Genomic DNA, 1524 nt, shown 5'->3' on the forward strand with positions numbered 1-1524 from the left:
GGAGAGTAGGTAACCGCCCCCTTCAACGACAGAGCCTGATGATACATAATCATCGGGCTCTGTCTTTTTTTATATATCCCTGCCCCTGCTCTCTCTTCCAATCCTGCTCCCATGCATTCCCTCTTGCCTCTCAGTGCAGTTTTTACCCAGTGAGGTCTACTCCCGGCCTCCACTACGCCCCTCCATTCCATCTCAGCACTGTGTTCCCCCGGTGAGGTCTACCCACGAATCTCAATCGCTTCTCCCCACCTGTACGCATTGTGTTCCCTCAATGTGGGGCGCCCTCTACGCCTGTGGCTGACATTTGTCGGGATTTTGTGGCTGTAGGTGTTGTCGGCTATAGGGGTGATTGATTTTGGGCTTGCTAAATTTGGGAGTGAGGGAACGGTTGTTGTATCTTTGTTGTAATATCATTAATCTTACTAATCCGAATAAATAGCATTATGAAATATATTGGAGCACATGTTGCGGTAGACAAGGGTGTAAGCAGCGCGCCGGTCAATGCCCATGCCATAGGGGCCAAGGCGTTTTCTCTTTTTACCCGTAATCCGTCGCGATGGAAGTCGGCCCCTATATCCGACGCAGAGGCCGAGAAGTTCAGGATGCGCTGTGTAGAGTTTGGATATGCTCCGGAGCATATACTTCCTCACGATAGTTTTCTGATTAATCTTGGAAGTCCGGATATAGATAAACTCGCGGTGTCGCGCAACGCGTTTATTGACGAGTTGCAGAGGTGCGGGCAGCTGGGGCTGACTATGCTTAATTTCCATCCGGGGAGTCATCTCAACCAGATAGGGGTTGAGGAGTGTCTCGACCGTATCGCGGAGTCGCTTAACATTGCCTTGGAGCAGACGTCGGGCGTAAAGGCCGTAATCGAGAATACCGCGGGCCAGGGTAGCAATCTCGGCCACAGCTTCGAGCAGATAGCTCGTATAATCGATGGCGTGGATGACAAGAGCCGTGTGGGTGTGTGTATTGATTCCTGCCATGCTTTTGCGGCAGGATACAATCTTGCCACTCCTGAGGGCTACGAAGCGATGTGGAAGGAGTTTGACGATGTGATAGGGCGCAGCTACCTCTGCGGGATGCATATCAATGACAGCAAAAAGGGGCTTGGTTCACGTGTCGACCGTCACGAGGTGAGTGGCAGCGGCATGATTGGAATCGGATTTTTCGAGATGCTTGTCAATGATCCTCGTCTTGATGACATACCTTTGATTCTTGAGACTCCCGACGATGTGCACTGGTCGGACGAGATACGTATGCTGTATTCTCTGATACGCCAGTAGTGTCGGTTCCGACAGAATATTACTCAGATAGTGGCAGGAGGGCATCGAGCTCTCCTGTCGTCATATATGGAAGGGGGATGGTGGCGGGGTTGGTGAGCCCGGATACAGGCCGTGGTTGCGTGTCTCAGGCGAGATTGTGTAAAAAAATAAGGCGATGCTCATTGAACATCGCCTTGTGATTTCTTGCGCTTCAAGATGGACTCGAACCAACGACCCTCTGATTAACAGTCAGATG

1 protein-coding gene is annotated in these 1524 nt (G+C 51.2%); it reads left to right on the forward strand.

The genetic code is table 11. The annotated features are described in order from the left end of the window. Positions 1–443: 443 nt before the first annotated feature. The gene (gene nfo, locus K2I50_RS00185) at positions 444–1289 is read left to right on the forward strand and encodes a deoxyribonuclease IV (RefSeq protein ID WP_301024237.1); all 846 of its coding nucleotides are present in this window, start codon (positions 444–446) and stop codon (positions 1287–1289) included. Positions 1290–1524: the final 235 nt, after the last annotated feature.

Source organism: Muribaculum sp. (assembly GCF_029051885.1).
GTDB lineage: Bacteria > Bacteroidota > Bacteroidia > Bacteroidales > Muribaculaceae > Muribaculum.

What these genes read in the sequence shown, in the direction of transcription:
- nfo (WP_301024237.1), top strand. Translation starts at nt 444, where the DNA reads ATGAAATATATTGGAGCACATGTTGCGGTAGACAAGGGTGTAAGCAGC.